The sequence below is a fragment of the Tabrizicola soli genome, from assembly GCF_015999335.1.
GTDB lineage: Bacteria > Pseudomonadota > Alphaproteobacteria > Rhodobacterales > Rhodobacteraceae > Tabrizicola > Tabrizicola soli.
Window position 1 is genome coordinate 105012 of record NZ_JAEACP010000008.1, and the last position, 24798, is coordinate 129809.

General features: G+C 69.2%; 22 protein-coding genes. 15 read left to right on the forward strand and 7 right to left on the reverse strand.

Annotation, left to right across the window (positions count from 1 at the left end; genetic code table 11):
* The first annotated feature begins 151 nt into the window (after positions 1 to 151).
* The 9 genes from tsaE to I7S92_RS09055 all read left to right on the forward strand — a co-directional run bounded on the left by tsaE (position 152) and on the right by I7S92_RS09055 (position 12974).
* On the forward strand, positions 152 to 613 hold the full coding sequence (tsaE, locus tag I7S92_RS09015; RefSeq protein ID WP_197643169.1) for a tRNA (adenosine(37)-N6)-threonylcarbamoyltransferase complex ATPase subunit type 1 TsaE: 462 nt from the start codon (positions 152 to 154) through the stop codon (positions 611 to 613).
* Positions 606 to 1622: an aminoglycoside phosphotransferase family protein gene (locus I7S92_RS09020; RefSeq protein WP_197643170.1), complete on the forward strand. Its 1017-nt coding sequence runs from the start codon at positions 606 to 608 to the stop codon at positions 1620 to 1622. The genes tsaE and I7S92_RS09020 overlap by 8 nt, the downstream gene beginning before the upstream one ends.
* A complete protein-coding gene (locus I7S92_RS09025; RefSeq protein WP_197643171.1) occupies positions 1598 to 2296 on the forward strand; it encodes a nucleotidyltransferase family protein in 699 nt (232 codons plus the stop codon). Before I7S92_RS09020 ends, I7S92_RS09025 begins: the two co-directional genes overlap by 25 nt.
* Positions 2289 to 5180, forward strand: a complete 2892-nt coding sequence (gene addB / locus I7S92_RS09030) for a double-strand break repair protein AddB (protein ID WP_197643172.1) — start codon at positions 2289 to 2291, stop codon at positions 5178 to 5180. Before I7S92_RS09025 ends, addB begins: the two co-directional genes overlap by 8 nt.
* Positions 5177 to 8506, forward strand: a complete 3330-nt coding sequence (addA, locus tag I7S92_RS09035) for a double-strand break repair helicase AddA (RefSeq protein WP_197643173.1) — start codon at positions 5177 to 5179, stop codon at positions 8504 to 8506. Before addB ends, addA begins: the two co-directional genes overlap by 4 nt.
* 56 nt (positions 8507 to 8562) lie before the next feature.
* A complete protein-coding gene (trxA, locus tag I7S92_RS09040) occupies positions 8563 to 8889 on the forward strand; it encodes a thioredoxin (RefSeq protein WP_197643174.1) in 327 nt (108 codons plus the stop codon).
* Between the two features lie 131 nt (positions 8890 to 9020).
* Positions 9021 to 9920, forward strand: coding sequence for a DMT family transporter (locus I7S92_RS09045; protein ID WP_197643175.1), 900 nt, complete (start codon positions 9021 to 9023; stop codon positions 9918 to 9920).
* A gap of 171 nt (positions 9921 to 10091) precedes the next feature.
* The gene (gene pnp, locus I7S92_RS09050; RefSeq protein ID WP_197643176.1) at positions 10092 to 12233 is read left to right on the forward strand and encodes a polyribonucleotide nucleotidyltransferase; all 2142 of its coding nucleotides are present in this window, start codon (positions 10092 to 10094) and stop codon (positions 12231 to 12233) included.
* A 141-nt stretch (positions 12234 to 12374) separates the two neighbouring features.
* Positions 12375 to 12974, forward strand: a complete 600-nt coding sequence (locus tag I7S92_RS09055; protein ID WP_197643177.1) for a L,D-transpeptidase — start codon at positions 12375 to 12377, stop codon at positions 12972 to 12974.
* 26 nt (positions 12975 to 13000) lie between these two features.
* Here the strand turns inward: I7S92_RS09055 and I7S92_RS09060 are convergent, their stop codons facing one another.
* The 3 genes from I7S92_RS09060 to greA form a co-directional block, all read right to left on the reverse strand.
* Complete coding sequence (locus tag I7S92_RS09060) at positions 13001 to 13651, reverse strand: peroxiredoxin (RefSeq protein WP_197643178.1); 651 nt, start codon at positions 13649 to 13651, stop codon at positions 13001 to 13003.
* Positions 13652 to 13796: 145 nt separating this feature from the next.
* Entirely contained in the window at positions 13797 to 14705 is a 909-nt protein-coding gene (locus I7S92_RS09065) for a hypothetical protein (protein WP_287864355.1), read from the reverse strand.
* A gap of 9 nt (positions 14706 to 14714) precedes the next feature.
* Entirely contained in the window at positions 14715 to 15185 is a 471-nt protein-coding gene (gene greA, locus I7S92_RS09070; protein WP_197643179.1) for a transcription elongation factor GreA, read from the reverse strand.
* Between the two features lie 222 nt (positions 15186 to 15407).
* Between greA and I7S92_RS09075 the strand changes: the two genes are divergently transcribed.
* The 3 genes from I7S92_RS09075 (at position 15408) to I7S92_RS09085 (ending at position 19716) form a co-directional block, all read left to right on the forward strand.
* Positions 15408 to 17054: an electron transfer flavoprotein-ubiquinone oxidoreductase gene (locus I7S92_RS09075; protein WP_197643180.1), complete on the forward strand. Its 1647-nt coding sequence runs from the start codon at positions 15408 to 15410 to the stop codon at positions 17052 to 17054.
* Positions 17055 to 17168: 114 nt separating this feature from the next.
* Positions 17169 to 18878: a tetratricopeptide repeat protein gene (locus I7S92_RS09080; RefSeq protein ID WP_197643181.1), complete on the forward strand. Its 1710-nt coding sequence runs from the start codon at positions 17169 to 17171 to the stop codon at positions 18876 to 18878.
* The gene (locus I7S92_RS09085; RefSeq protein WP_197643182.1) at positions 18868 to 19716 is read left to right on the forward strand and encodes a 4-(cytidine 5'-diphospho)-2-C-methyl-D-erythritol kinase; all 849 of its coding nucleotides are present in this window, start codon (positions 18868 to 18870) and stop codon (positions 19714 to 19716) included. Before I7S92_RS09080 ends, I7S92_RS09085 begins: the two co-directional genes overlap by 11 nt.
* Before the next feature lie 311 nt (positions 19717 to 20027).
* On the opposite strand, the gene fliP is transcribed toward I7S92_RS09085, so the two are convergent.
* The 4 genes from fliP to fliF are packed head-to-tail and all read right to left on the reverse strand — an operon-like array spanning position 20028 to position 23230.
* Entirely contained in the window at positions 20028 to 20762 is a 735-nt protein-coding gene (gene fliP / locus I7S92_RS09090; RefSeq protein ID WP_197643183.1) for a flagellar type III secretion system pore protein FliP, read from the reverse strand.
* Positions 20759 to 21028: a FliM/FliN family flagellar motor switch protein gene (locus I7S92_RS09095; RefSeq protein ID WP_103257611.1), complete on the reverse strand. Its 270-nt coding sequence runs from the start codon at positions 21026 to 21028 to the stop codon at positions 20759 to 20761. Before I7S92_RS09095 ends, fliP begins: the two co-directional genes overlap by 4 nt.
* Positions 21021 to 21620 carry a FliH/SctL family protein gene (locus I7S92_RS09100; RefSeq protein ID WP_197643184.1) on the reverse strand — a complete coding sequence of 200 codons (600 nt, stop codon included), beginning with the start codon at positions 21618 to 21620 and terminating at the stop codon, positions 21021 to 21023. The genes I7S92_RS09095 and I7S92_RS09100 overlap by 8 nt, the downstream gene beginning before the upstream one ends.
* A complete protein-coding gene (gene fliF, locus I7S92_RS09105; RefSeq protein WP_197643185.1) occupies positions 21620 to 23230 on the reverse strand; it encodes a flagellar basal-body MS-ring/collar protein FliF in 1611 nt (536 codons plus the stop codon). Before fliF ends, I7S92_RS09100 begins: the two co-directional genes overlap by 1 nt.
* A gap of 99 nt (positions 23231 to 23329) precedes the next feature.
* Between fliF and I7S92_RS09110 the strand changes: the two genes are divergently transcribed.
* From I7S92_RS09110 to I7S92_RS09120, 3 genes are read left to right on the forward strand one after another with little or no spacing between them, the layout of a single operon-like run.
* Positions 23330 to 23812, forward strand: a complete 483-nt coding sequence (locus tag I7S92_RS09110; protein ID WP_197643186.1) for a flagellar basal body-associated FliL family protein — start codon at positions 23330 to 23332, stop codon at positions 23810 to 23812.
* A gap of 10 nt (positions 23813 to 23822) precedes the next feature.
* The gene (locus I7S92_RS09115; RefSeq protein WP_197643187.1) at positions 23823 to 24209 is read left to right on the forward strand and encodes a hypothetical protein; all 387 of its coding nucleotides are present in this window, start codon (positions 23823 to 23825) and stop codon (positions 24207 to 24209) included.
* On the forward strand, positions 24206 to 24772 hold the full coding sequence (locus tag I7S92_RS09120) for a MotE family protein (RefSeq protein WP_197643188.1): 567 nt from the start codon (positions 24206 to 24208) through the stop codon (positions 24770 to 24772). Before I7S92_RS09115 ends, I7S92_RS09120 begins: the two co-directional genes overlap by 4 nt.
* Positions 24773 to 24798: the final 26 nt, after the last annotated feature.

Here is a 24798-nt window from a genome sequence, read left to right on the forward strand (position 1 = left end):
GATGCTTCCTCTTGGAGAAATACTCCACGGGGGTGCGGGGGTGTGAAACCCCCGCTCCGCCACCAGCCAGAGGCGATGAGGGTTCCACTGCAAGGTCAACCCGGTGCCCGCCACCCCTTGCGGCCCGCCGGGCACCGGGTAGACTCGCTCCATGGCCCCCGAGACCGTCACCCTGATCCTGCCCGATGAGGCCGCAACCGCCGCCCTTGGCGCCCGGCTGGCCGCCCTGGCGCGACCGGGCGACGTGATCCTCCTCTCCGGCCCGATCGGCGCGGGGAAAAGCCACCTCGCCCGCGCCTTCATCCGTGCCCGTCTCGGACGCCACGAGGAGGTGCCCTCGCCCACTTTCACCCTGATCCAGACCTATGGTCCACCCGAGGACGAGATCTTCCACGCCGATCTCTACCGCCTCACCCATCCTGACGAGGTCTGGGAACTCGGCCTCGACGAGGCCTTCACCCGCGCGATCTGCCTGGTCGAATGGCCCGACCGGCTGGGCGCGCATCTGCCGCCGGACGCGCTGCGGCTGGAGCTCTCCGCTGCCGGCGAGGGGCGACTTGCCACCCTGACCGGCGGGCGCGGGGTCCTGCGCAAGGCGGCGCTGGATGTCTGATCGCGAGCGCCTGATCGAAGCCTTTCTCGCCGGCACCGGCTGGGACAGGGCCGACCGCCGCCATCTGGCCGGCGATGCCTCGGACCGGCGCTACTGGCGGCTGCGGCGGGGAAAGGACACGGCCGTCCTGATGGACAACCCGCCCGGAGGGGCCGACGATCCCGACGCCTTCGCCGCCATGGCCCGGCATCTGGCCGCCCTCGGCCTCTCGCCGCCCCGCCTGCTGGCCGAGGATACCGCCCTTGGCCTCCTCCTCCTGGAGGACCTCGGCGACGATCTTTTCGCCCGGCTCCTGGCGAGCGATCCCGACGCGGAAGCCGGGCTTTACGCCGCCGCCGTCGATGTCCTGGTCCGGCTCCAGGCCGCCCCGCCCCCGCCCGGCCTGCCGAACCTCTCCGCCCGCAATTGGGCCGAGGCCGCCGCCATGGCCCTGTCCGTCTACGCAAAAGCCGCCACCGGAACCGCGCCCGATCCCGACCACTTCACGGACAGCCTCACCCGCGCGCTGCAGACTCATGCCGACGGCCCCCGCGTCCTGATCCTGCGCGACTACCACGCCGAGAACCTACTCTGGCTACCCAGCCGCCAAGGGACCGCACGGGTGGGCCTCCTCGACTTCCAGCTCGGCCAGCTGGGGCAGCCGGGATATGACCTGGTCTCGCTCCTCCAGGACGCCCGCCGCGATGTCCGGCCCGCGACCGAAACGGCGATGATCGCCCGCTTCGCCGCCGCAACCGCCGCCGGCCCCGAAAGCTTCGCCGCCCATTACGCCACCCTCGGCGCCCAGCGCGCCCTGCGCATCCTCGGCGTCTTCGCCCGGCTCTGCACCGTCGCGGGCAAGCCCGGCTACCTGCGCCTGATGCCTCGCGTCTGGGGCCAGCTGCGGCAGAACCTCGCCCATCCGGCACTCGCCGACCTCCGCGCGATCTGCGACCGGGTCCTGCCCGACCCCAGCCCTTCCATCCTTGCCCGCATCGAAGCCCAATGCCCGATTTTCCCTTCCCGCTGATGATCTTCGCCGCCGGTTTCGGCACCCGGATGGGCGCGCTGACCGCCGATCGGCCCAAGCCGCTGATCCCCGTCGCCGGCCGGCCGCTGATCGACCACGCGCTGCGGACCGCGACCGCGGCGGGGGTGCGGCGGGTGGTGGCGAACACGCATTACCGGGCCGGTCAGCTTGCCGCCCACCTGCAACCCCATGGCGTCCACATCAGCCATGAGGCCGACCGCATCCTGGAGACCGGCGGCGGGCTCAAGGCCGCCCTGCCGCTTCTCGGTCCCGGCCCGGTCGCGCTTCTGAACAGCGACGGGATCTGGACCGGCGCGAACCCGCTGGCCCAGCTTGCCGCCGTCTGGGATCCCGCCCGGATGGAGGCGCTCCTCCTCCTGCTGCCGCTGGCGCAGACCCTGGCGCATGGACCGAAGGGCGATTTCCGACTGGATCCGCAGGGCCGCATCTCGCGCGGTCAAGGCAGCGAGGATCACGTCTACATCGGCGCCTGCATCCTCTCTCCCGACCGCGTGGCCGCAAGCAGGGAGGAAGTCTTCTCGCTCAACCGCCCCTGGAACGAGATGATCGCGGCCGGCACCGCCTTCGGCCTTGTCCACCGGGGGCACTGGTGCGACGTGGGCCATCCCGAGGGGATCGCCGAGGCCGAACGGCTGTTGTGTGACCATGGCTGACCCCGCGCTCTACGCCCTGCCTCCCGGCGTCGATTTCCCGGCCGAACTGGTCGCGGGCCTTCTCGGCCGCATGCAGGGCCAGCCGCCCGAGGCCCTGGCCCGGATCACCCTGATCCTGAACACCCAGCGGATGCGGCGGCGGGTGACCGATTGCCTGCTGGCCCAAGGCGCGCGGCTTCTGCCCCGCCTCCTTCTCCTGCCCGATGCCGCCAGCCTTGGCCCTGCCCCCCTGCCCGCCGCCGTGCCTCCCTTGCGGCGGCGGCTGGAACTGACCGTGCTGCTCGACAAGCTCCTGCAGACCGGCACCACCGATTTCCCCCGCAGCGCGCTGTATGACCTGGCCGACAGCCTTGCCGCGCTGATGGAGGAGATGGAGGGCGAGGGCGTCCCGCCCGCACACATCGCCGCGCTGGATGTGGCCGACCATTCCGCCCATTGGGCGCGGACCCAGGCCTTCCTCGGCATCGTCGCCCAGACCATGGACCGCGACGAGGACGGCGAGGGACGGCTGCGGCAGGCGGTCCTGTCCCTCGCCGCACATTGGAAGGCGACGCCGCCCGCCGGTCCGGTGATCCTCGCCGGGTCCACCGGCTCGCGCGGGACGACGGCGCTGCTGATGCAGGCGGTGGCGCGGCTGCCGCAGGGGGCGGTCGTCCTGCCCGGCTACGACTTCGACCAGCCCACCGCCGTCTGGGACCGGCTCGACGACGCCCTGACGGCCGAGGATCACCCGCAATTCCGCTTCCGCGCGCTGATGGACCTTCTGGACTGCGGGCCGGACGCCGTCCACCCCTGGACCACCGCCGCCCCTCCGTCGCCAGAGCGCAACCGACTGATTTCCCTCTCGCTTCGCCCCGCGCCGATCACCGACCAATGGCTCGCCGAAGGACCCTCGCTGCCGCCGCTGATCCCGGCGACGCAGGACCTGACCCTGATCGAGGCTCCCGGCGAAAGGGCCGAGGCCTTTGCCATCGCCCTGATCCTGCGCAAGGCGGCCGAGGACGGGATCCGCGCCGCCCTGATCTCGCCCGACCGCAACCTGACCCGCCGCGTCACCGCCGCGCTGGACCGCTGGGGGATCCGCCCCGATGATTCCGCCGGCCGCCCGCTGCCGCTCTCCGCACCCGGCCGCTTCCTGCGCCAGGTTGCGGGGCTCATCGGCGAAAGGCTGACCTCGGACCGGCTGCTTTCGCTGCTGAAACACCCGCTCGCCTTCTCCGGCCCCGGTCGCGGCGCGCATCTGATCCTGACCCGCGAGCTTGAGCTTCACCTTCGCCGCCACGGCCCGGCCTTTCCCACGGCCGAAAGCCTGGCCACCTGGGCCGGGACCAGCCGGATCCAGGGGGCACGGGACTGGGCACGGATCCTGGGCGAGACGCTGCCGCCGCTGGCCGCCATCGGCCCCCTGCCGCTTGCCGCCTTCGTCGAGACGCACCTTGCCACCGCCGAACGCCTCGCCCAGGGCTTCGCGACCGAAGGCTCCGGCGCGCTGTGGGAGAAGGAGGCCGGCCAGAAGGCGGCCGAGGCGGTGGCGGAACTGAAGGCCGAGGCCGGGGTCGCCGGCATCCTGACCCCCGGCGACTACGGCCGCCTGTTCCACGGCGTCCTGCAACGGCACGAGGTGCGCGAGGCGGAAAGCGTCCATCCCGGAATCATGATCTGGGGCACCATCGAATCCCGGGTGCAGGGGGCCGAACTCGTCATCCTCGGCGGCCTCAACGAAGGCGCCTGGCCCGCCCAGCCGCCGCCCGACCCCTGGCTGAACCGCGCGATGCGCAAGGCGGCCGGTCTCCTTTTGCCGGAACGCCGGATCGGCCTTTCCGCGCATGACTACCAGCAGGCCGTGGCCGCGCCACGTGTCGTCCTCTCCCGCGCCACCAGGGGGGCCGAGGCGGAAACCGTCCCCGCGCGCTGGCTGAACCGGCTGGTCAACCTGATGTCCGGCCTGCCCGACCGCGACGGACCGCAGGCGCTGGAGCAGATGCGGCAACGGGGCCAGCACTGGCTCGCCCTCACTGCCCGCTTCGACCAGGTGGATCCCGTTCTCCCCGCCCCTCGCCCCTCGCCCCGCCCGCCGGTGACGGCACGGCCGAAACGCCTGTCGCTCACCGAAATCGGCCGCCTCGTCCGCGATCCCTACGCGATCTACGCCCGCCACGTCCTGCGCCTCTCGCCGCTCGACCCCCTCCGCCCCGAGGCCGACCCCCGCCTGCGCGGCGTGGTCCTGCACGAGATCCTGGAAAGCTTCATCCGGCGCGGCGGCGCCGACCGCGCCACGCTTCTGGCCGTGGCCGACGAGGTCCTGGCGGATCGCGTCGCCTGGCCGCTCGCCCGCACCGTCTGGCGCGTCCGCATCGCCAAGGCCGCCGACGCCTTCCTGCGCTATTCCGCCAGCACCGGCGGCACCCCCGTCCTGCTCGAGGAGAAGGGCGCCACCCCTGTCGCAGGCTTCGACTTCACCCTGACCGGCAAGCCCGACCGCATCGACCGGCTTGCCGACGGCCGGCTTCTCCTCATCGACTACAAGACCGGCGATCCGCCCAGCGAAAAGCAGCAGCGCACCTTCGACAAGCAGCTTCTCCTCGCCGCCGCCATGGCCGAACGCGGCGGTTTCGCCAAGCTCGGTCCCTCCGAGGTGGCGCAGCTGGCTTTCATCGGGTTGAAGGCCGAGTTGAAGAAGGTGGAAACCGAGCTGAAACCCGGCCAGGTCGGCGCGGTATGGGAAGAGTTCGTGCGCCTGATCCGGGCCTATGCCGAACCCGCCCAGGGCTACACCGCCCGCCGCGCGCTGATGTCGGAAAACGACAGCTCCGACTATGACCACCTGTCGCGCTATGGCGAATGGGACATGACCCAGGACCCCAGGGCCGAGGATCTGACATGACGATCAACCCCGCCTTCGAGGCCCAGATCGCCGCCGCCCATCCCGAGCGCAACACCTGGCTGTCCGCCAATGCCGGCTCGGGCAAGACCCGCGTGCTGACCGACCGGGTGGCGCGGCTTCTCCTGTCGGGGGTGGAACCGCAGCACATCCTCTGCCTCACCTATACCAAGGCCGCCGCGTCGGAGATGCAGAACCGCCTGTTCAAGCGGCTGGGCGAATGGGCCATGGCGCCCGAGCCCGACCTGCGCAAGGCGCTGCTCGACCTGGGCGAGGCCGACTTCTCCGCCCCCCGCCTCGCCCGCGCCCGGCAACTCTTTGCACGCGCCATCGAGACCCCCGGCGGCCTGCGCATCCAGACCATCCACAGCTTCTGCGGCAGCCTCCTGCGCCGCTTCCCGCTCGAGGCCGGGGTCCCCCCAGGTTTCGCCGAGCTTGACGACCGCTCCGCCCGCCAGATGCGCGCCGAGATCGTCGAGGAACTGGCCGACGGCCCGCACGCCCCCCTCGTCCGCCGCCTGGCGGAGGTGCAGGGGGCCGAGGATTTCGCCCCCCTGGTCGAGGAGCTGTCCCGCCACCGCGCCGCCTTCGCCACGCCGCTGGACGGGCCTGCGATCTGGGCGCTGTTCGACCTGCCGCAGGGCTACGGGTCCACCGACCTCCTGGCCGAGGCCTTCCTGGGCGACGAACCGCTCTGGTTCTCCGACCTGATCGCCGGGCTGGCGCAGGGCTCCTCCACCGACGGCAAGGCCGCCGACCGGCTGCGCCCTCTGGACCTTGGCAATCCCGACCGTGCGACCCTCGTCGCACTGGAAGGCCTGTTCCTGTTCGGCGAGGGGGCCAAGACCCCCTTTGCCGCAAAGATCGGGACCTTCCCCACCAAGGACACCCGCGCCCGCCTCGATCCCCTCATGGACCGTTGCGAGGCGCTGATGGCCAGGGTTGAAACCACCCGTGCCCGTCGCATCTGCCTTGAAGCGGCCGAGAAATCCCTCGCCCTCCACCGCTTCGCCGCCGCCTTCCTCCCGCTTTATGAGGGCCGCAAGGCCGCACACGGCTTGCTCGATTTCGACGATCTCATCGGCAAGGCCCTGAAACTGCTGAAGGACCCTTCGCTTGCGGCCTGGGTCCTCTACCGTCTCGACGGCGGTATCGACCACATCCTCGTCGACGAGGCGCAGGATACCAGCCCCGAACAATGGGACTTGATCGAGCATCTCGCGTCCGAATTGATCGCGGGCGAAGGTTCCTCCCTCCGCCCCCGCACGCTTTTCGTCGTGGGCGACAAGAAACAGTCGATCTACTCCTTCCAGGGCGCCGATGTCGCCGCCTTCGACCTCAAGCGCAACCATTTCCACAGTCGGCTCGAGGGTGGGCCGGGCCTTGTCGACCGCTTGCTGGAACACTCCTTCCGCTCTTCGCGCGCGGTCCTCGACGTGGTGGACCAGACCTTCACCCAGGCCGAATTCCAGGCCCTCGGCGGCGAATCCCGCCACCGCGCCTTCAATGAACGCTTGCCCGGTCGCGTCGATGTCTGGCCGGTCGAGGAAAAAGCCGAAGCGCCGGAACCGGGCGACTGGTTCGACCCCGTCGATGCCCGCAGCGCCGAGGATCCCCGCGTCATCCTCGCCCGCCGCATCGCCGAATGGATCCGCGACACCGTCGCCGCCGGGGTGCAGATCCCACAGGTCGCGCGCGATGGAAAACCGCCGCAACGTCCCGTACACTTCGGCGACTTCCTGATCCTGGTCCAGCGCCGCTCGCCCCTGTTCCATGAGATCATCCGCGCCTGCAAGGCGCTGGACCTGCCCATCGCCGGGGCCGACCGCCTGAAACTGGGCGGCGAGCTTGCCGTCCGCGATCTCACCGCCCTCCTCGCCTTCCTCGATACGCCCGAGGACGACCTCTCCCTCGCCTGCCTCCTCCGCTCTCCCCTCTGCGGCTGGTCCGAAACCGAGCTTTTCCGTCTTGCGAACCCCCGCAAGGGCTATTTGTGGGAAGTGCTGCGCGACGACGCCAACCACCGGGAAACGCTCGACTTTCTGAACGACATGCGCGCCCAGGCCGATTTCCTGCGGCCCTACGACCTGATCGAACGCGCGCTCCAGCGTCACGACGGCCGCCGCAAGCTCCTCGCCCGCCTCGGTCCCGAGGCGCAGGACGGCATCGACGAGCTTCTGTCGCAAGCCCTGGTCTACGAGGGCCACGAGGTGCCCAGCCTGACCGGCTTCCTGGTCTGGATGCAGACCGACGACGTCGAGGTGAAGCGGCAACTCGACGGCGAGGGGCGGCTGATCCGGGTGATGACCGTCCACGGCGCCAAGGGGCTGGAGGGCGAGATCGTCATCCTTCCCGACACCGGCGATCGCAAGCCACAGGAGCGCGACCAGCTTTTCCGCCTGCCCGAGGGCCCCGCCGTCTGGAAGATGCCCGCCGCAGAAAGCCCCGCGCCCATCGCCGCCGAACGCGCCGCCCGCAAGACGCGCGAGGCCGCCGAACGCCTGCGCCTCCTCTACGTCGCCATGACCAGGGCGCGCTGCTGGCTGATCACGGCGGCCGCAGGCGAGGTGACGCAGCCCGATTGCTGGTACAACCTGATCCGCGCCGGGGTGGACCGCGCCACGGCCTTCGACGCGGGCGCGGGTGTCCGCCGCCATGCCTTCGGCGACTGGCCCGAGCCGCTGACCCGGCTTCCCGCCGCGCAGATGTCCCCCGGCGCGCTTCCGGACTGGCTGACCCGCCCCGCCCCCGCGCATCTCGAGCCCCCGAAGTCGCTCTCCCCCTCCGATCTCGGCGGGGCCAAGGCGCTGCCGGGCGAACCGGCCTGGCCCGAAGCCGTCGCCAAGGCGCGCGGCACCGCGCTGCACCTCCTCCTCGAACGCCTGCCCGGCCTTGCCCCCGCCAGCTGGCCCGCCCATGCCGCCGGCCTGATCCCCGACCCGACGCTGGCCGCCGAGATCCTGGCCGAGGCGCGGCTGGTGCTGGATCACCCCGCCCTCGCCCCGCTCTTTTCCCCCGACACAATGGCCGAGGTCGCCGTGACCGCCCCCTGGCAGGGCCGCACCCTTGCGGGCAGCATCGACCGCCTGATCGTGACCCCCGAGCGGGTGCTGGTCATCGACTACAAGTCGAACGCCGTCGTGCCGCAAAGCCCGGCTCAGGTTCCCGAGGGTATCCTGCGCCAGCTTGGCGCCTATGCCCACATGCTCGCCCAGATCTACCCCGGCCGGCGGATCGAGACCGCGATCCTCTGGACCCGCACGCCTGCGCTGATGCCCATCGATCCCGAGATGGTGAGGCAGGCCCTGGCCCGCACCACGATCCCTTGACCTTCCCGCCCTGCGTCCATACCTTCTTGCCCGACAAATCCCGTAGGAGAACGACCATGGGCGCTGCCACTGTCGCAGTCACCGATGCCACTTTCGATGCCGAAGTCCGCAAGTCGCCGATTCCGGTTGTCGTGGATTTCTGGGCCGAATGGTGCGGCCCCTGCCGCCAGATCGGCCCGGCGCTGGAAGAGCTCGCCGCGCAATATGCCGGCAAGGTCAAGATCGTGAAGGTCAACGTGGACGAGAACCCGGACAGCCCCGCCGTCCTCGGCGTGCGCGGCATCCCGGCGCTGTTCATGTTCAAGGACGGCCAGGTCGTCTCGAACAAGGTCGGCGCCGCCCCCAAGGCCGCGCTGGAGACCTGGATCAAGTCGGCGATCTGACCCGCTCCCGCCAGACGCCCGACCGCAAGGCCGGGCGTTTTCTTTTGCCCCTTTTCACTGCCCGTCGCAACCGGCACGCCAGGCGTCGGGGCCAGAGCTTCCGGCTCCTCGCGCATTGGCAGAGTGCGCTCATGCCGCTCCGCCCCTCTCCCCTCCTGTTCCTCACCCTCACCACCGCCCTCGTGATCTGCTGGAGCTCGGGCTTCGTCGGCATCCGCTTCACCACCGACAGCGCCACCGTGCCGCAGATCCTGTTCGGCCGCAGCCTGCTTTCCGGCCTCTGCCTTCTTCCTCTGGCGCTCATGCGCGGTCCAAGGATCACCCCCCGCGCCGTGCTCGAGCAGGGCGCCTATGCCTTCCTCGGCATGTTCCTCTACCTCGGCGGCTTCGCCCTCGCGATCGGCGAGGGCGTGCCGACCGGCCTTGTCGCGCTGATGGCGGACCTCGTGCCCCTGGGCATCGCCGTCCTCTCCGCCCCCCTCCTTGCGCAGCCGCTCTCGCCGCAGCAATGGCTCGGCACCGCCGTCGCCCTCTCCGGAGTCCTCCTCGTCTCGGCCGACGCGCTGTCGCTGGGCGCGGCCCCGGCCCATGCCTATGCCCTGCCGATCCTCGGGATGCTGGCCTTCGCCCTCTCCACCGTGATGCAGGAACGCCGCGCCGCGCTGCCTTTGAGCATCCCGCAGCGGCTTTGCCTGCAATGCCTCTGGGCCGCCGCGATGTTCGCCCCCGTGGCGGCGACCACCGGCAGCCTCTTTCCGCCGCTGACCCTCGACTACGCGATGGGAATGGCCTGGCTGGTGATCCTCGCCACCTACGGCGGCTGGCTGATCTATTACCTCTTCCTGCGCCTCTACCCGCCGGCCATGGTCTCGGCCACCGTCTACCTCAGCCCGCCTGTCACCATGCTCTGGGCCTGGACCCTGTTCCATGAGCCCTTGACCCTCGCCATGGCCCTCGGCCTCGCCGTCACCCTTGGTGGCGTGGCGCTGGTCGCCACCGGGCGGATGCGCGTCACCGCGGCGGCGGAGTGACCGCCGGACAGGACTTCGCTTTCCATCGCAGGTATTTTCCTGTATGGCCCCGCCCATCTGAGACGTGAGGCCCGCCCCCGGGGCCCGTGCGAAGGATCGGGGGGACGGCGGCAATGGGGCCGCCATATGCGGGGGCACCGGCAGGGGCCGGGTCCTCAGAGGAAACGATACATGTTCAATGTGACGAAGAAATCGATCCAGTGGGGCAATGAAACGCTCACGCTGGAAACGGGGAAAGTTGCGCGCCAGGCCGATGGGTCGGTGATCGCGACGCTGGGCGAAACCCAGGTGATGGCCAACGTGACCTTCGCGCGCGCCGCGAAGCCGGGCCAGGACTTCTTCCCCCTGACCGTTCACTATCAGGAAAAATACTACGCAGCCGGCAAGATCCCCGGCGGCTTCTTCAAGCGCGAGGCGCGGCCCAGCGAAAAAGAGACGCTGACCTCGCGTCTGATCGACCGTCCGATCCGCCCGCTGTTCGTCGACGGTTTCCGCAACGAAGTGCTGGTCATGGCGACCGTGCTCTCCTGCGACCTCGTGAACGACCCGGACGTCGTGGCGATGATCGCCACCTCGGCCGCCCTGACGGTTTCGGGCGTGCCCTTCATGGGCCCGATCGGCGCGGCCCGCGTCGGTTTCGTCGACGGCCAGTATGTGCTGAACCCGGCGATGGACGACATGACGCAACTGCGCATGAAGCCCGACCAGCGCCTTGACCTCGTCATCGCCGGCACGAAAGACGCCGTGATGATGGTCGAATCCGAGGCTTACGAGCTGACGGAAGAGGAAATGCTCGGCGCCGTGGTCTTCGGCCACGAACAGATGCAGCCGGTCATCGACCTGATCATCGACTTTGCCGAAGCCTCGGCGAAAGAGCCGTTCGACTTCACCCCGCCCGACTACTCGGCGCTTTACGCCAAGGTGAAAACCGCGGGCGAGGAGCAGATGCGCGCCGCATTTGCGATCCGCGACAAGCAGGACCGCACCAACGCCATCGATGCCGCCGTCCAGGCGATCAAGGCCGCGATGACCGAGGAAGATCAGGCCGACGCCAACCTCGGCCCGGCGATCAAGCAGCTGGAATCGGCCGTCCTGCGCGGCGACGTGGTCAAGCATGGCCGCCGGATCGACGGCCGCGACACCAGGACCGTCCGCCCGATTGTGGCGGAAACCGGCGTGTTGCCGCGCGCCCACGGCTCGGCGCTGTTCACCCGGGGTGAAACCCAGGGCCTCGTGGTGACGACGCTCGGCACCGGCGAGGATGAGCAGATCATCGACGCCCTGAACGGCAACTACCGCTCCAACTTCCTGCTGCACTACAACTTCCCGCCCTATTCGGTCGGCGAGGTTGGCCGCGTGGGCAGCCCCGGCCGTCGCGAGATCGGTCACGGCAAGCTCGCCTGGCGCGCGCTGCAGGCGGTTCTCCCGGCGCCGACCGACTTCCCCTACACGATCCGCGTGGTCTCCGAGATCACCGAATCGAACGGCTCCTCCTCGATGGCCTCGGTCTGCGGCGGCTCGCTGTCGATGATGGACGCGGGCGTGCCGCTGAAGGCGCCGGTCGCGGGCGTTGCCATGGGTCTGGTGCTGGAAGATGACGGCTCCTGGGCAGTGCTGACCGACATCCTCGGCGACGAGGATCATCTCGGCGACATGGACTTCAAGGTTGCCGGCACCGCCTCGGGGATCACCTCGCTGCAGATGGACATCAAGGTCGCCGGGATCACCCCGGAGATCATGAAACAGGCTCTCGCCCAGGCGAAAGACGGCCGTCTGCACATCCTGGGCGAAATGGCCAAGGCCCTCAGCGCTCCGCAGGGCTTCAGCGAATACGCCCCGAAGATCGAGACGATGCAGATCCCGACCGACAAGATCCGCGAAGTGATCGGCTCCGGCGGCAAGGTCATCCGCGAGATCGTCGAGGTCTCGGGCGCCAAGGTCGACATCAACGACGACGGCGTGATCAAGATCGCCTCGAACGACCAGAAGGCCATCAAGAAGGCCTATGACATGATCTGGTCGATCGTGGCCGAGCCTGAAGACGGCAAGATCTACACCGGCAAGGTGGTGAAACTGGTCGACTTCGGCGCCTTCGTGAACTTCTTCGGCAAGCGCGACGGTCTGGTGCATGTGAGCCAGATCGCCAACAAGCGCCTGAACCACCCGAACGAGGTGCTGAAGGAAGGCCAGGAGGTCAAGGTCAAGCTTCTGGGCTTCGACGACCGCGGCAAGGTCCGCCTTGGCATGAAGATGGTCGACCAGGAGACCGGCGAGGAAATCACGGAAAAGAAAGAGGAATCGGCCGAGGGCTGAACCACTTTCCAAGCCGAACGAAAGGCCCCGGGGGGAACCCCGGGGCCTTTTTCGCATTCTCTCCCTGCGCTTTCACGACTTTGTCGGATGCGCCCCCGGCTTGCCTGTCGCAAGCTTGGCCCCAGCGAAGGAGACGGCAAGATGATCCGACCCCCCCTGACACGACGACAGATCCTTGGCGCGGGCCTCGCCGCCGCACTCCCGCTCCGCGCCTTCGGCCATGCCGAGCAATCGGCCGAATCCTGGGTCGTGCCCGAGGAATTCCTCCCCCGTCCGGTCCGCTTCCAGGACCCGCAGGAACCCGGCTCGATCATCGTGGACCCGGACTATTTCGCGCTTTACCACGTCCTGACCCCGCGCAAGGGGATGCAGTATTCCGTCGGCGTCGGCCGCGGCAACCTTTATGAAGCCGGCTGGTTTACCCTTGGCGCCAAGAAGGAATGGCCCAGCTGGACGCCCACCAAGGACATGATCGCCCGCGACCCCGACAGCTATGCGAAATGGGCCGAGGGAATGCCCGGGGGCCCGAAGAACCCCCTCGGGGCGCGGGCGCTGTATCTCTTCGACGACAGCGGCGCCGACACCTTCCTGCGCATCCACGGCACGCCCGAGCCCTGGACCATCGGCTCCGCCGTCTCGAACGGCTGCGTGCGACTGGTCAACGACGACATCACCACGCTTTACGACGCGGTCGAACTGGGCGCGCCGGTGCTTCTGCTCCCCAAGCTTGAAAGCGTGTAGGGGCACCCGAAGGCGCCCCGCCGATCTCAGGCCTTGGCGAAGCGCAGGTACGGCAGCTTGATGTCCAGTTCGCCGAAGCGTTCCTTGGCCTGCTCGTTGTTCAGCGCCAGCGCAACGATCACGTCCTGCCCCGGCACCCAGTTGGCCGGGGTCGCCAGCGGCACGCCGTCGGTCTTCTGCACCGCATCCAGCGCGCGCAGGATCTCGGCGAAGTTGCGGCCGATCGACATCGGATAGGTCATCGACAGGCGGATCTTCTTGTCCGGCCCGATGATGTAGACCGTCCGCACCGTCGCCGAATTGGCAGGCGTCCGACCTTCGGTCGGCAGGTAGAAATCGGCCGGCAGCATGTCATAGGCCTTGGCCACGGTGAGCGAGGTGTCGTCGATGATCGGGAAATCCGCCGGAGCGCCGCCAAAGGACTCGATGTCGCGCTTCCACTTGCCGTGGTCGTCGACCGAGTCGACCGAGACGCCGATCACCTTGGTGTTGCGCTTCTTCCACTCGGCAGCCAGCTGGGCCACGGCGGCGAATTCCGTGGTGCAGACCGGGGTGAAGTCGCGCGGGTGGCTGAAGATGATGCCATAGCTGTCGCCCAGCCAGTCATGGAACCGGATCGTGCCGGCAGTCGATTCGGCGGTGAAATCGGGGGCGGTATCGTTGATGCGGACGGCCATGGAAACCTCGTCTGGTTGGAATCGCGATTGGGGCGAAGATATGCCAGTCGGAACAGGGTTTCATCAACCGCGGCCTCTCCTCCTGAAATTAGGAAAACTGTTCCCCCACCATGGACATCTTCGCAAGTTTGTTCTGCAAGACGCCTCAGTCGAAGGTGCCGGTCACCCGCCCGAACAACATGAAGGCCCGCGCGGTGCGCGTGTCTGACAGCTCGGCCACCTCGGCGTCCGTGGCATTCGGCTCGGCTGCGGCGAAGGTCCGGTCGAAGGTCCGCAGGAAATGGTGCGCCGCATCGCGGAAGACCGGGTCCGTCTTCATCCGCGCCGCGGTCAGCGCCAGCACAGCCTCGTCACGGATGCCGCCGACCGCCGCGATCGCCTTGCCGCGCTCTCCGGCCGCGAAGCGCCGCCACAGCTCGGGCGGACAGGGCTCGGGCGGCAGGTCGTCCATGTAGGTCCCGTCCTGGCTGAGCAGCGTCAGCACATCCTGCGCCGCGCGGATCAGCTTGGCCACCGTCCGGTCCGCCAGCGCCAGACGCAGGGCGCGGAAACCCTCCTTGTCCTGGGGCGATTCCGGGAATTGCAGCGCCCGGATGAAATCGGCGATCGACAGCGGCGGCGGCACCTCCTCGGGCTCCAGCGCTAGCGCGGGCTGTTCCGCGGGAGGTTCGGGCTGCGGCCGCGCCGTCGTCGTCCGGTTCTGCCGCGCCGCCGGCGGTTCCTCGGACCGGGCCGCCAGCCGCACCTGCGCCGGGATCTGCGCCGGGACGGGGGCCGCGCGCATCGTCTCCAGCGTCGCCTGCAATCGCGCCGCCTCGTCCCGCAACGCGTGCACCGAGCGCAGCGTGGACACCACCCCCCAGATCAGCACGACCGGCAGCACTGCCATCAGCAGCACCAGAACCCAGCCGAAGACTCCCCGCGTCTCGCCGCCAAGGAACACATCCGACAAGACCAGCAGGACCCAGAGCAGGCTCAGCCCCGCGCCGGCCGCCTCCAGCCCGCGCCCGGCGGGCAGCGGCGGCAGGGACGGCAGATCTCGCGTCGGTCTCACCGGAACGCCCTAAAGATAGCGGACGCTGAGGATTTCGTAGGACCGGGTTCCGCCGGGGGTCTTGACCTCCACGCTGTCGCCCTCGTCCTTGCCGATCAGGGAGCGGGCCAGGGGAGAGCGGATGTTCAGAAGCCCGTTCTCGATGTCGGCCTCGGTCTCGCCGACGATCTGATAGGTCTTTTCCTCATCGGTATCCTCGTCCACCACCGTCACCGTGGCGCCGAACTTGACCGAGCCGGAGAGTTTCGACGGGTCGATGACCTCCGCCAGGGAAAGCAGGCCCTCAAGCTCCTTGATCCGGCCCTCGATGAAACCCTGCTTCTCGCGCGCGGCGTGGTACTCGGCGTTTTCCGACAGGTCGCCATGCTCGCGCGCCTCGGCGATATCGCGGATGATCGCCGGGCGGTCGACGGTTTTCAGCTGCTTCAGTTCGCCATCCAGCGCGTCGAAACCGCGCCGCGTCATCGGGATCTTTTCCATCGGCCTTCCACTGCAAAACAAGAAGCCACGGGCCGGGTTGCGACCTGTGACTTCATACGATCTCGCGCTCACCTCACCCGATGGGCCCCGGAATTGCAAGGGGGGATGCCGGAAACCGGCGGCGAAGCACCCCCGCGCCACCGCGTCACGGTTGACCTCGGGGCGATGCTGGGGCAACAGGAACCCCGCAGGAATTTGGCGTCCCCGGGGGGAGGAACAGGCATGACCGCGATCCAGCGCGAGAAGATGGACTATGACGTCGTGATCGTCGGCGCCGGGCCTGCCGGCCTCTCGGCAGCGATCCGGCTCAAGCAGCTTGATCCCGATCGTTCGGTCGTGGTGCTGGAGAAAGGCTCCGAGGTCGGCGCGCATATCCTGTCCGGCGCCGTCCTCGATCCTTGCGGCCTGGATGCCCTGCTGCCCGACTGGCGGACCATGGACGCGCCGATCAAGACCGAGGTGAAGGAGGACAACTTCTACCTCCTCGGCCCGGCGGGCCAGATCCGCATCCCGAACTGGCCGATGCCGCCCTTGATGAACAACCATGGCAACTACATCGTCTCGATGGCCAACGTCTGCCGCTGGATGGCCGGCGTGGCCGAAGGGCTGGGCGTCGAGATCTTCCCCGGCATGGCCTGTTCCGAGCTGGTTTATGAGGGCGACACCGTCGTCGGCGTGGTGGCGGGCGAATTCGGCCGCGACCCCGAAACGCGCGAGCCCGGCCCCTCCTACGAGCCCGGCATGGAACTGCGCGGCAAATATGTCTTCCTGTCCGAAGGCGTGCGCGGCAGCCTGGCCAAGGAAGTCATCGGCAAATACCAGCTGTCGAACGGCCACTGCCCGCAGAAGTTCGGCCTCGGCATGAAGGAAATCTGGGAGATCGACCCTTCGAAGCACCGCGAGGGCACCGTCACCCACACGATGGGCTGGCCGCTGGGCAAGAACGCGGGCGGCGGGTCGTTCATCTATCATCTTGAAAACAATCAGGTCTACGTGGGCTTCGTCGTCCACCTGAACTACGCGAATCCGCATCTCTACCCCTACATGGAATTCCAGCGATTCAAGCACCACCCGATGGTGGCGGACCTGCTGAAGGGCGGCAAACGCGTGGCCTATGGCGCCCGCGCGATCTCCGAGGGCGGCTGGCAGTCGATCCCGAAGTTGGTCGCCCCCGGCGTGGCGCTTCTGGGCTGCTCGGCGGGCCTGGTGAACGTGCCCCGCATCAAGGGCAACCACAACGCCATGCTCTCCGGCAAGGCCGCCGCCGAGGCCGCCCATGCCGCCATCACCGCCGGCCGCGCCAGGGATGAGCTGGCCGCCTATGAGACCGAGGTCCGCTCCGGCCCGATCGCCAGGGACCTGAAGAAGGTCCGCAACGTCAAGCCCCTGTGGTCGAAGTTCGGCCTGACTGCCAGCCTGATGGGCGGCGGCCTCGACATGTGGACCAACACGCTGGGCTTCTCGCTCTTCGGCACACTGAAGCACGGCAAGTCCGACGCGGCGGCGACCGGCCTCGCCAAGGACTTCCAGCCGATCGACTATCCGAAACCCGACGGCAAGCTGTCCTTCGACCGGCTGACCAACGTCGCCTTCTCCTTCACCAACCATGACGAGAACCAGCCCGCCCACCTGGTGCTGAAGGACCCCTCGGTCCCGATCGCCGTCAACCTGCCGAAATACGCCGAACCCGCGCAGCGTTACTGCCCGGCCGGAGTCTACGAGGTGCTGGGCGAAGGCCAGGACGCCACCTTCCGGATCAACTTCCAGAACTGCGTCCACTGCAAGACCTGCGACATCAAGGACCCGTCACAGAATATCAACTGGACCACGCCCCAGGGCGGCGGCGGCCCGAACTACCCCAACATGTGACGGTTCACGCAAGCGTGTTGCGCAAAAGGTTGCGGGCGGGCGGGACAAGGCCCGCCCGCATTGCCTTGTCCCGCCCGGCCCGCTAGCTTTCCGGCACCGCCCGAGGAGTGTCCGATGCCCAAGTCCCGCCTGTTCACCGCGCTTGCGCTTGCCGCAGCCCTGGGCACCCCGCTGCGGGCCGAGGATGCCGGGGCCTATCTCGCCGCGCGGGTGGCCGAAGCGCAGAACGATTTCCGCGCCGCCTCGGGCTGGTACGGCCGCGCGATCCTCTCGGACGGCAGCACCCCGGCCCTGCTGGAAGGCGCGATCCTTGCCGAACTGGGCAGTGGCGACTTTGCCCTGGCCGTCGAGGCCGCGCGCAAGCTCAAGACCCTGCAGGCCGAGCCCAGCCAGCTCGCCGAATTTGCCCTTCTCGCCGACGAGGCCCAGCGCGAGGATTACGCCGCCCTGCTGGCCGCCGCCGACAAGGGTCGCAATGTCGGAGAACTGGTCGATGGCCTGGTCCGCGCCTGGGCCAGTGTCGGCGCGGGCAAGATGTCCGACGCCCTTGCCGCCTTCGACGAGATCAGCCGGACCGAGGGCCTCGCCGCCTTCGGCCAGTACCACAAGGGCCTGGCGCTCGCCTCGGTCGGCGATCTCGAGGGCGCCGACGAGATCCTCTCCGGCCGCGCCGCCGGGCCGATCTACATGATGCGTCGCGGCGTTTTCGCCCATGTCCAGATCCTCAGCCAGCTGGAACGCAACGCCGATGCGCTGGCACTGCTGGACAAATCCTTCGGCACCGGCCCCGACCCGATCGTCGATGCCCTGCGCCACCGGCTCCAGGCCGGCGAGCCCCTGCCGTTCGACACGGTCCGCTCCGCCCGCGACGGCATCGCCGAGGTGTTCTTCTCGGTCGCCACCGCGCTGAACGGCGACGCCGATCCGGTCTATACCCTCCTGCACCTGCGCGTGGCGGGCTACCTGCGCCCGGATCATACCGACGCCAAGCTTCTGACCGCCGATGTGCTGGAAACGCTGGGCCAGCACCAGCTCGCCGCCGAGACCTACGCCAGCTTCCCGGCCGAGGATCCCGCCCATGTCTCGGCCGAGATCGGCCGCGCCGGGGCGCTCTGGTCGGACGGCAAGGTCGACGCCGCGATCGAGGCGCTGCAGGCCCTGGCCCGCGCCAATCCCGGCCTGGTCTCGGTCCAGTTCGCCCTGGCCGACATGCTGCGCGCCGAAGACCGTTTCGACGAGGCGCGAACCGCCTATACCGCCGCCATTGATCTGAAGCCCCGGATCGGCAAGGAGGACTGGGTGCTGTTCTTCTATCGCGGCATCTGCCACGAGCAGTTGAGGGACTGGGCCCCGGCCGAGGCCGATTTCCGCAAGGCGCTGGAGCTGAACCCCAACCAGCCGCAGGTCCTGAACTATCTCGGCTACGGCCTCGTGGACCGGGGCGAGAAGCTGGACGAGGCGCTGGCCATGATCGAGAAGGCCGTCGCCGCCGACCCGGACAAGGGCTATATCATCGACAGCCTCGCCTGGGCCTATTTCCGCCTTGGCCGCTATGCCGATGCGCTGGAGCCGATGGAGAAGGCCTCGCTCCTGGAGCCGGTCGATCCGGTCGTCACCGACCATCTGGGCGACGTCTACTGGATGGTGGGCCGCAAGCTCGAGGCGCGGTTCCAGTGGCGCCGGGCGCTTTCCTTCGAGCCGACCGAAACCGATGCCGAGCGCATCCGCCGCAAGCTTGAACTCGGGCTCGACGCGGTGATGGCGGCGGAGGGCGGCTCGGCCCCGGCCAAGCCTCCGCTCAAGGCCGCCGAGAATGGCGATTGAGCCGGTCCAGGTTTTCGCCCCGGCCAAGCTGAACCTCTGTCTCCATGTCACCGGGCGGCGGCCGGACGGCTATCACCTGCTCGACAGCCTGGTGGTCTTCGCCTCGGTGGGCGACCGGGTAAGCGCGGACATGGGACCGGAGCTCACGCTAAGGATCACCGGGCCCGAGGCCGCGGATCTCACGGCCGGGCCCGACAATCTGGTGCTGCGGGCGGCCCTTGCGATGGGCCTGGACGCGACTCTGGTTCTGGAGAAGATCCTGCCCCTCGCCTCCGGCATCGGCGGCGGCTCGGCCGATGCGGCGGCCACGCTGCGCGCTCTGGCCCGGTTGACCGGCAGGCCCCTGCCACCGATGGCAGGGGTGCTGCGGCTTGGCGCCGATGTGCCGGTCTGCCTTGCCGGCCGCCCCACCCGCATGTCCGGCATCGGCGAGATCCTGCACCCCCTGCCGCCGCTTCCGGCCATGGCCTGCGTCCTGGTCAACCCGCGTGTGCCCGTCCCCACGCCCCCGGTCTTCGCCGCCCTCGCCCGGCGCGACAATCCCCCGCTGCCCGACCTGCCCGCCCACGCCCTGGCCTGCGCCCCCGCGCTTGCCGCCTGGCTTTCCGCCCATACGCGCAACGACCTCGCGGCCCCCGCCCGCGAGGTCGCCCCGGTTCTGGCGGAAGTGCAAGCGGCGCTGGAGGCCACGCCGGACTGCCTCCTGGCCCGGATGTCCGGCTCCGGCGGCACCCATTTCGGCCTGTTCGCCGACTCCGCCACCGCAGAGAACGCCGCCGCGACCCTCCGCACCACGCATCCCGCCTGGTGGGTGGCGCCCGGCCGGATCCTGGACTGACCTGCCCCCCTCCCACAGCCGCTCGTCGAGCACTTCGTGCACTCCTCGCCCCGGTCCCGCGACGAGCCGCGAAGTACCCGAGGAGCCGCACCGCCAGCTGTTTTCCGACGCACTGCGACGAGTGCACGAAGTGCTTGAGGAGCCGCCCCTTGGCAGAGCGGCCGGCCCCCAGGCCATGACGCTCCGGAACGGCTCCCACCACCCTTGCCCGCAGCAATCAGCCACAGCCGGGTTAACCAATCCTGAATATCCACAGGCAACCCATTGATATCACGGCATCCTCAGCGTCTGCCCGCGTGGACGGCCCTTTCTCAGAAATAGCTCCGCACCAGCGCCCCCGAGACCAGCGCCCAACCGTCCGCCACCACGAAGAAGATCAGCTTGAACGGCAGCGAGACCACCGCCGGCGGGACCATCATCATCCCCATCGACATCAGGATCGCCGCCACCACCAGGTCGATGATCAGGAAGGGCAGGAAGATCATGAACCCGATCTCGAAGGCCCGCTGGATCTCGGAGAGCAGGAAGGATGGCACGAGCAAGGAAAGAGGCGCCTCGCCCGGCGGAACCGGCGCGACCGCCGCCCCCGGCGTCACCCGCAGGTCCTGGAGGATCTGGAAGGTCTCGGGATCGACCCGCAGCGACATGAACTCGCGGAAGGGCAGGATCGCCGCCTGCAACGCCGGGCCCATCTCCATCCTGCCGCTGGTCAGCGGCTCGATCCCGCTGACCCAGGCCTCGGTGAAGACCGGATCCATCACATACCAGGTAAGGAACATCGCAAGGCTGACGATCAGCATGTTCGGCGGTGCCTGCTGCAGCCCGATCGCCTGCCGCAGGATCGACAGCACGGTGACGATGAAGGGAAAGCAGGTCACCATCACCGCCAGACCGGGCGCGATGCTCAGTACCGTGACCAGCAGCAGAAGCTGCACCGACCGCATCGAGAGCGAGCCCTCCCCGCCCAGGTCGATCGACAGCGCCTGCGCCGCCGCAGGCCCGGCGACGCCGGCCAGCAGCGCGGCAAGGAGCAGGCTGCGGCTCACAGTCCACCGCGAAGATTGGCGACCTCGGTCAGGCGGACGGCAAGCTGGCCGGCATTCTCGCCCTCCAGTTCGGTCAGCTCGCCCCGGGCGATCAGCCGGTCGCCGACATACAGTTCCACCGGATCGTCCACCCTGCGGTCCAGTTGCAGGACCGCATCCTTGGACAGCCGCAGGAGGTCGCGCACCAGGGGACGGGCGCGGCCGACCGAGATCGTGACCTCGATCGGGACCTGGCTGAAGGGGTTGCTGTCGGCCAGTTCATCCATGGGAAGGCTCCTCGTCTGAAAGGTTGAAGAAGGCGTGGACGGCAGCCGAGATGTCCCGGGTCACGCGGTCCAGATCGACGCTCGTCTCCCGTGGGCCGAGCCGGATGTAGACCTGCCCCTCGCCCAGCGAATCCTCTTCCTCGATCACCACCGGCAAGCCGCTCGCCTGCGCCACCAGCCCCTCGACCCGCTCGCGCGCCGCCGGGTTCAGGACCAGCGTCACCGGAGCGTCCCCCATTTCCTCGGCCATCGGTGCCAGCGCCTCCAGCACGGTCGGCGCCAGCGCCTCGCGCGCGATGCCGGGCAGGAGGCGGCCCGCCATCTCCAGGATCAGCGGCCTGACCGCCTGCAGGACATGGCTCCGGGCGTCCTGGAAGGTGAAGGACAGGCTTTGCAGGTTGCGCGCAAGGTCGGCGCGGATCCGGCTCTGGTCGCCCTGCTGTGCAGCCGAGGCATCCTCCCAGCCGGCCGAATAGCCCTGTTCATACGAGGCGATCTTCGCCTCCTCCAGCGCGCTCACCTCGACCAGGGGCTGCAGGCCGCCATCCGGCGCGGCGGCGGTGTCGAAGATCTCGAGCCGCAGACCTGCCATCACGCGGGCTCCTCTTCGGTTTCCATCCAGTTGCGCAGGATCTCGATCGATTCGGCCTGGCGCTCCTCGATCAGGCGGCGCAGACGCGAGGCGGGATCTTCCTCGACGGCGGAAAGGTCCGGCATATCGGCCATGGCGCTGCCGAAGGCCGGCATCGGGAAGGCGGGCTCGACCTCGCCATCCAGCGCGCCGGACATCTCGAAGGCCGGGGGCAGCGCAAGCGGCATCTCGGTCGCAGGCAGGGCGCGGGCCGAGGACGCCAGGATCGGCCGGATCACGAACAGCCCCAGCACCAGCGCCACCACCGCCAGGATCGCGGTCTGGATCATGCCCATCAGGTCCAGCGGGCCGAACGCGGGCAGAAGCGGGCTGGCGGCCTCGGTGCCTTCGGCCAGCGGCAGCTCCTGGAATTCCAGCGTCTTCAGCGTCAGCACATCGCCGCGCGCCTCGTCCAGACCCACGGCCGAGGCGACGAGTTCGCGCAGGGTGGCAAGCTCCTCCTCGCTGCGGGGCTCCCAGGTCCGCGTGCCGTCGGCCGCGACGCTGGCCACCCCGTCGACCATCACGGCGACCGTCAGGCGGCGGATGTCGCCGGGCGTGCGCAGCACCTCGCGCTGGGTTTCCGAGACCTCGTAGTTCACCCGCTCGCGCGTTTCGGAAGACTGGCTCCTGCCCTGCTCCCCGGCCTCCGCATCGCCTTCGGGCAGGTTCGAGGCCACGGTCACATCGCCGCCCGGCTCGGTCGACGACCCTGTCCGCTCCTCGCTCTCCGACGAGATCGCGACGCGGCCCTGGGGATCGAACTTGCGCTCGGTAAAGGATTCGCGTTCCGACACGAGGCTGACGGCGACCTCCACCACCGCCTTGCCCGCCCCGACCCGCGCGGCCAGCAGGCGCTCGACATTGCCCTTGATCGCAGCGGCACGGTCGGCCGCCTGGCCCGAGGCGAATTCGGCATCCTCCTCGCCGCCGATCAGGCCCCCGACCGTGTCGATGATCTGCACGCTGTCGGCCCGCATCCCGGCCACGGCACTGGCGACCAGATGCCGGATCGCCCGCGCCTGCGCCTCGGTCAGCGAGCCGGTGGTCGTGGTCAGCGTGACCGAGGCCGAGGCATCCGTCTCGCTCTGGAAGGCCCGTGTCGGCCCGCTGGCGATATGGACACGGGCGGCCCGGATCTCGGGCATGGCGAGGAGAGTCCGCGCCAGTTCGCCCTCCTTTGCGCGCCAGTAAGCGGCGTCGAACATCTGCGAGGTGGTGCCGAAACCGGAAAGCTGGTCCAGAAGCTCATACCCACCGCCCCCGACCGCCGGCAGCCCTTCGGCGGCCAACGCCATCCGCAGCCCGTCGCGCTGAACGGCATCGACAAGGATCGAATCGCCCGAGACCTCATAGGGCACGCCGCGCTGGTCCAGCGCCGCGATCACCTCACCCGCCGCGCCGGGCTCCAGCTCGGCGTAGAGCAGCACCATATCGGGTGCCGCGGCCATTCGGCTGAGGCCGAGGACGGCGGCAAACATGGCAAGGGTGGCGCCCACCACGACGATCCGGCGGCGCAGGTCAAGCGAGGACCAAAGAGTGAACACATTCTGCAAGGCGATTCTCCGCATCCTGGCTTCTGCCGATGCCCAAGCAATGACTTGCGCGGCTTAACAATCGGTTAGTGACCTTACGCCTATGGTCCCTTCGTCGAATGGACGGAGCTGGACGTGGCAACCACCGATACGAACCCCGAGGAGACCGCGCCGAAGCGGTCGAGGAAACCCCTGCTGATTGGGCTGGTCCTGGCGATTCTCCTTGGCGGCGGCGGCTTTTACGCAACCTGGTCGGGCCTCGTGCTGGGCGGGGGCGAGGAGAGCGCCACGGCCGGGAAAGCGCCAGGACCGTTGACCGACGTTGCCTTCGTGCCGCTGGAGACGCTGGTGATCTCGCTCGGCCCCGATTCGCGGTCCGAGCATCTGCGCTTCTCGGCCCAGGTCGAGGTGGTGGAGTCGGCGCAGGACGATGTCGCGCTGCTCGCGCCGCGCATCCTGGACGTGCTGAACAGCTATCTCCGCGCGATCGACACGGCGGACATCGAGAATCCGGCCGCCATGGCGCGGCTGCGGGCGCAAATGTTGCGCCGGATCCAGATCGTGACCGGCGAAGGGCGGGTCCGCGACCTGCTGATCACCGAATTCGTGCTGAACTGAAGGACGGGCCATGGACCTGATCGCTGATATCCTTCTTGTCGCAGGCTCTTTCGGGGCCGCGGTCTATTGCTACGTCCTGGCGGCGCGGCTGAAGCGCTTCACCACGCTGGAAAGCGGGATGGGCGGCGCGATCGCGGTGCTTTCGGCCCAGGTGGACGAGATGACGGCCGCCCTGGACAAGGCGCGGGGGGCGGCCAATGGCTCGGCCGAAAGCCTGGCCGCGCTGACCGCGAGGGGCGAGGAAGTGACGCGGCGGCTGGAGCTTCTGGTCGCTTCCCTGCACGACCTGCCCGAGCCGAAGCCCGCCGCCCGACCCGCCGAGGCGGACCCGGCGGAGGACGACCGCCGCCCCCGCTTCGTCCGCCGTCGGCGCGAGACGATGGAGGCGGCGGAATGAGCGCGCGCCGCAAGGCTGGCCAGGGCGCGCTCTTCATCGTCGCCATGCTCTTCGCCACCTCCGGCGCCTTGCGGCTGGGCTCGGGCGTGGGCAGCGCGCTGGCTCGGTCCGGGGACGCGCCGGAGCCCGGCCCCGAAGCCGCCCCCGCCGCCTGCGAGACCCCCGCCGCCGTGGCCGAGGCGCTGAAACTGCGCGAGGATCGCCTTGCCGTCCAAGAGGCCGCCCTGCAGGATCGGCTCGCGGCCCTGGCCCTGGCGGATCAGGCGATGGCCGGCCGTATGGCCGGGATGGCGGCGATGGAGGAGGAGCTGAAGGCCACCCTTGCGCTGGCCGATGGCGCCGCCGAGGAGGACATCCAGCGCCTCACCGCCGTCTACCAGGCGATGAAACCCAAGGACGCGGCCGCGCTTTTCAACACCATGTCACCGGAATTCGCGGCTGGATTCCTGGCCCGGATGCCCCCGGAACCGGCGGCCGCCATCCTCTCCGGCATGTCCTCCGAGGCCGCCTATGGCGTCAGCGTGATCGTCGCCGGCCGCAATGCCGGCGCGCCGAAGGAATGATGCGGCGGGTGACAAAGTCTTAACCG

What these genes read in the sequence shown, in the direction of transcription:
- trxA (WP_197643174.1), top strand. Translation starts at nt 8,563, where the DNA reads ATGGGCGCTGCCACTGTCGCAGTCACCGATGCCACTTTCGATGCCGAA.
- addA (WP_197643173.1), top strand. Translation starts at nt 5,177, where the DNA reads ATGACGATCAACCCCGCCTTCGAGGCCCAGATCGCCGCCGCCCATCCC.
- greA (WP_197643179.1), bottom strand. Translation starts at nt 15,185, where the DNA reads ATGGAAAAGATCCCGATGACGCGGCGCGGTTTCGACGCGCTGGATGGC.
- I7S92_RS09100 (WP_197643184.1), bottom strand. Translation starts at nt 21,620, where the DNA reads ATGGCAGGTCTGCGGCTCGAGATCTTCGACACCGCCGCCGCGCCGGAT.
- fliF (WP_197643185.1), bottom strand. Translation starts at nt 23,230, where the DNA reads ATGCGGAGAATCGCCTTGCAGAATGTGTTCACTCTTTGGTCCTCGCTT.
- addB (WP_197643172.1), top strand. Translation starts at nt 2,289, where the DNA reads ATGGCTGACCCCGCGCTCTACGCCCTGCCTCCCGGCGTCGATTTCCCG.
- I7S92_RS09120 (WP_197643188.1), top strand. Translation starts at nt 24,206, where the DNA reads ATGAGCGCGCGCCGCAAGGCTGGCCAGGGCGCGCTCTTCATCGTCGCC.
- I7S92_RS09060 (WP_197643178.1), bottom strand. Translation starts at nt 13,651, where the DNA reads ATGGCCGTCCGCATCAACGATACCGCCCCCGATTTCACCGCCGAATCG.
- I7S92_RS09020 (WP_197643170.1), top strand. Translation starts at nt 606, where the DNA reads ATGTCTGATCGCGAGCGCCTGATCGAAGCCTTTCTCGCCGGCACCGGC.
- I7S92_RS09080 (WP_197643181.1), top strand. Translation starts at nt 17,169, where the DNA reads ATGCCCAAGTCCCGCCTGTTCACCGCGCTTGCGCTTGCCGCAGCCCTG.
- I7S92_RS09075 (WP_197643180.1), top strand. Translation starts at nt 15,408, where the DNA reads ATGACCGCGATCCAGCGCGAGAAGATGGACTATGACGTCGTGATCGTC.
- I7S92_RS09115 (WP_197643187.1), top strand. Translation starts at nt 23,823, where the DNA reads ATGGACCTGATCGCTGATATCCTTCTTGTCGCAGGCTCTTTCGGGGCC.
- I7S92_RS09025 (WP_197643171.1), top strand. Translation starts at nt 1,598, where the DNA reads ATGCCCGATTTTCCCTTCCCGCTGATGATCTTCGCCGCCGGTTTCGGC.
- I7S92_RS09085 (WP_197643182.1), top strand. Translation starts at nt 18,868, where the DNA reads ATGGCGATTGAGCCGGTCCAGGTTTTCGCCCCGGCCAAGCTGAACCTC.
- I7S92_RS09045 (WP_197643175.1), top strand. Translation starts at nt 9,021, where the DNA reads ATGCCGCTCCGCCCCTCTCCCCTCCTGTTCCTCACCCTCACCACCGCC.
- pnp (WP_197643176.1), top strand. Translation starts at nt 10,092, where the DNA reads ATGTTCAATGTGACGAAGAAATCGATCCAGTGGGGCAATGAAACGCTC.
- I7S92_RS09095 (WP_103257611.1), bottom strand. Translation starts at nt 21,028, where the DNA reads ATGGATGAACTGGCCGACAGCAACCCCTTCAGCCAGGTCCCGATCGAG.
- I7S92_RS09055 (WP_197643177.1), top strand. Translation starts at nt 12,375, where the DNA reads ATGATCCGACCCCCCCTGACACGACGACAGATCCTTGGCGCGGGCCTC.
- tsaE (WP_197643169.1), top strand. Translation starts at nt 152, where the DNA reads ATGGCCCCCGAGACCGTCACCCTGATCCTGCCCGATGAGGCCGCAACC.